The following is a 4,204-nucleotide window of genomic DNA, read 5'->3' as shown; positions in this document are numbered from 1 at the left end:
ACGCATCCTTAAAACTTTAACCTTTAGCGATCGCCTAATTTATGAAAAATACAGCTCATACAGTTACTTTTATGTTACATTATCAATATTTATGTAATATGTAAAGATGCCAGCGCTCATTGCTATACTAACAAAAAAAGAACTAAACATTAGCAATTACTAATATTCGGTGAGGTACAAAATTATAAGTTTTAGGCAACAAGCTACAGCAGATAAAAAGACAAATGTACCTCACCTCCGGAGAAAAACCCTATATCTCAAAAATCATACTTATAAGTAACAGTTTTCTGCTAAATTAATATTAATTTAATAATTAAATTTGACACTATATTTTGGGAGAGAAAAAAATGGCTGTAGAACAGCCGGAACTTATAGATATTTCCCCTTTTATTGACCACTCTTTATTAACAATTACGGCAACCCCAGAACAAGTTTCAAAATTCTGTACGGACGCTGAAAAATTTAAGTTTCCATCAGTTTGCGTATATCCTTACTACGTCAAACAAGTAGCTGAACTTCTCCATGGCAAACATCCAAAAGTTTGTACGGTAATTGGTTTTCCTCATGGTCAAACTACTGGTCAAGCTAAATTATATGAAGCTTCAGAAGCAGTAGAAAATGGCGCTTCAGAATTAGATGTGATGATTAATTTGAGTCACATCAAAACAGGCAAAACTAATGAATTACATCGGGAAATTGCGGAAATTTCTGAGGAAACTGGTAAAGCAGTTAAGGCCATTTTAGAGATGGCATTACTTACAGAGGCAGAGAAACGATTAGTGACAGAAGTTTTAATGGATTCTGGTGTGGCCTTTATTGTTACTAATACGGGATGGTATGGTGGAGCAACGGTGGCAGACGTGCAACTGCTCAAGGAAATAACCAAGAGTAATGTGGGAATTAAAGCTGCTGGAGGAATTAAAAGTTATGAGCAAGCAGTGGATCTAATTTCTGTGGGTGCTACTCGGTTAGGTACATCTCGTGGTCTAGAATTGCTGAAGGTGTTAGGTGGTAGGTGGTAGGTGGTAGGTTTTAGGTTTTAGGTTTTAGGTGGTAGGTGGTAGGTATAAATTTAACAGGGAACACTGGAGCGATCAAAAGTTTCGGATATTCCTTAAATTATGTAATTAAATATTGATATCCTGACTTCTAACTTCTTCTTCACTTTTGACTTTTGACTTCTTATTTCTTCACTTTTGACTTTTGACTTCTAAACTTCTTCTTCCTTCTTCCTTCTTCCCTCTTCCTTCTGAAAATATGTCCCGAACTTACAAAGCAACTGGAATAAATCTCAAAGCTATACCCATAGGTGAATCAGACCGTTTATTAACCATTTTGACTCCAGAATATGGTTTGATTCGAGTAGTGGCACCAGGAGTGAGGAAGCCAAAATCCAAATTGGGGGGCAGAAGTGAACTATTTGTGGTAAATCAATTATTAATTTCCCAAGGGCGATCGCTTGATAGAATAAATCAAGCAGAAACCATATTATCCTACGCGGGTCTTAGTCAAAACTTAGGAAAACTAGCAGCAGGTCAATACTTAGCAGAATTAGTTCTCCATCAAGCCTTGAGCGAACATCCCCAAGCAGAGCTTTTCTATCTTCTCAGTGAACATTTGGAACGTATAGAAAAACTACAAAATAAAACTGACCGCCTCTGGCATACCCAACTCATATCATATCTAGCTCATGGCATTTATCATCTATTAGCCATAGAAGGAATTGCCCCCCAAGTACAAATCTGTTGTATTACTGGACGTCCATTACAGCCAAACTTTAATCATCCTAATTGGCAAGTGGGATTTAGTATAGATTCAGGTGGAACCATTAAACTTGCCCATACTTCTGTGATTTCATCTTCACAGCAGCAAGTTAGGATAAATACTATGCTCAATGCCAATCAACTTTCACTATTTCAGCAGTTAGCTCAACCTCAGCTCAACGCTCAGGTAGAACTTACTTCTCATCAAGATTGGGTCATCGTTGAAAAACTTTTAAGAAAATATACTCAATATCATTTGGGTTACTCTATCCGCTCTGCGGCTCTTATCGATACTTATTTAGGATTTGCGTATGGAAATTCTTTTGGTATGGGTAGGAGTTAGGAGACAGGAGACAGGAGACAGGAGTTAGGGGAATGAGTGAGGAGGTAGGAGTAAGAATTGTAAGAGTGATTTTTCTGCCATAATCATCCCAAAATACTAGCTTTTTGAGTTTTTCAGACCAAAAACAGGCGCACTTTTTTTGACTAAAAAAGGCTGAAACCAATATCAGTCAATGCTTTGATATTTAATCAGCAAGCCCTATTTAGAATCTATATCTCCTTTAATAAAAAATGCAATTGTCTGATTCCGAGTTAAATACAACAGAAAAAGAACAAATACAACCAAAAGCAGACCCTATTTCGGCTGCATCCTTAGCAGACATAGAACCCGAACGTGGACTTTTGCCAGTACTGAAAAATGGTAAATTTTTAATCCTCTGGGGCGGTCAAGTATTTTCCCAACTTGCAGATAAAGTTTATCTGGTACTCACGATCGCTATTATTGCTAATCAATTCCAAGCAGCAGACCAAACTATAAGTAGATGGGTATCGGCAATTATGATTGCTTTTACTATTCCTGCGGTGCTATTTGGAGCTGGAGCTGGTGTCTATGTGGATAGGTGGCCGAAAAAGATAGTATTAGTGGCCACTAATTTACTAAGAGGAGGATTAGTTTTGATTCTGCCACTAATATTGTGGCTGTCTAACGATTTTAATCTGGGCAATTTACCTTTGGGATTTTGCTTAATGTTACTTTTAACTTTTCTAGTCTCTACCCTCACTCAATTTTTTGCCCCTGCCGAACAAGCAGTTATTCCTTTAATTGTGGAAAAGCGACATCTACTTTCGGCTAATTCTTTATATACAACGACGATGATGGCTTCTGTAATTATTGGCTTTGCAGTGGGAGACCCATTATTAGAGTTGGCTGATAGTTTAGTAAGTAAAATTGGTGTAGGTGAAGCTATAGGTAAAGAGTTGGTTGTAGGAGGGAGTTACGCGATCGCTGGTTTATTACTAATTTTAATCAAAACTGGGGAACAGAAGGACTTAAGTGAAAAGGAACAACCTCATATTTTGGCAGACCTGGGGGATGGCCTAAATTACCTGAAAAATCATCTTCAAGTTCGTAATGCGATTATTCAGCAAATAATTTTATTTTCGATTTTTGCAGCTTTGGCAGTTTTAGCTGTACGTCTGGCAGAGATTATTCCTGGTATGGAGGCTGAAGAATTTGGATTTTTATTAGCTGCTGCTGGCATAGGTATGGCTATAGGCGCTGGAATAGTTAGTCAACTTGGACATTGGTTATCCCATTTCCAACTCAGTCTCATTGGATCTATAGGAATGGCAATTTCTTTGGTTGGTTTGTCCATATTTAACCAACAGTTGTGGGTGAGTATGGGTTTGATTGGTATTTTGGGAATGTTTGGTGCAATAGTGGGAGTGCCGATGCAAACTACTGTCCAAGCTGAAACTCCTGAAGAAATGCGGGGTAAGGTATTTGGTCTCCAGAATAATGCGGTTAATATTGCCTTGAGTTTGCCTTTGGCTTTAGCGGGAGTTGCAGAAACTTTTTTGGGTTTATCAACAGTTTTTCTTGGTTTGGCAGGGGTGGCAGTATTAGCAGGTGTTTTCTTCAGTTTCTTTTCTATACCCTCAATGAAAAATGGTTAGTGCCGCTACGCGGAAGTTAAAAGCGAGTGTGTAATTCTGAGGAGACCTCAGAATGTAAGACACACTCAAGACAGTCAAAAGTATTGCTTGGCAAGGCTTTTATGATTTTTTAACTGGTTAGTTATTTCTGTCATCCTGCACTAGATAGGGTTTGCTGAAAAAGTCTTTTTGTTAAGGTAGGGAGTAGGGAGTAGTTAAGAGTCAGGAGGAATGGGAGTTATAGAGTAGTGGACTGACACAGCTAAAATGGTGCATTAGAATCGTCAACAAAAAGTGACTATTGCCTAGAAAGAGCGATCGCTAAAATATAGATAGTCAAAAACAGACGCTCTGGACAGAGGCAGCTAAAATGGTTCAATACAATGGAGGATATATTATCGGAAGAGGTCGGCGAGATCAAGTTTATCTGACCATAGAACAGAAAGATAATCTAGAAAAAATCGCTAGAAATGGCCATGCACCAGCTAAAAAAATTCTACACG

The 4,204-nt window shown here is 38.2% G+C and carries 3 protein-coding genes; all 3 read left to right on the top strand.

The annotated features are described in order from the left end of the window. Positions 1-347 precede the first annotated feature (347 nt). Positions 348-1,022 carry a deoxyribose-phosphate aldolase gene (deoC, locus tag F6K27_RS32520; RefSeq protein WP_287280019.1) on the top strand — a complete coding sequence of 225 codons (675 nt, stop codon included), beginning with the start codon at positions 348-350 and terminating at the stop codon, positions 1,020-1,022. 235 nt (positions 1,023-1,257) lie between these two features. Next, the gene (gene recO, locus F6K27_RS32515) at positions 1,258-2,106 is read left to right on the top strand and encodes a DNA repair protein RecO (RefSeq protein ID WP_287280017.1); all 849 of its coding nucleotides are present in this window, start codon (positions 1,258-1,260) and stop codon (positions 2,104-2,106) included. 230 nt (positions 2,107-2,336) lie between these two features. After that, positions 2,337-3,722, top strand: a complete 1,386-nt coding sequence (locus tag F6K27_RS32510) for an MFS transporter (protein ID WP_287280015.1) — start codon at positions 2,337-2,339, stop codon at positions 3,720-3,722. Positions 3,723-4,204: the final 482 nt, after the last annotated feature.

Source organism: Okeania sp. SIO2F5, from assembly GCF_010692685.1.
In the GTDB taxonomy this organism is placed as follows: Bacteria; Cyanobacteriota; Cyanobacteriia; order Cyanobacteriales; family Microcoleaceae; genus Okeania; species Okeania hirsuta.
This window is presented reverse-complemented; position numbering and strand designations above follow the sequence as displayed.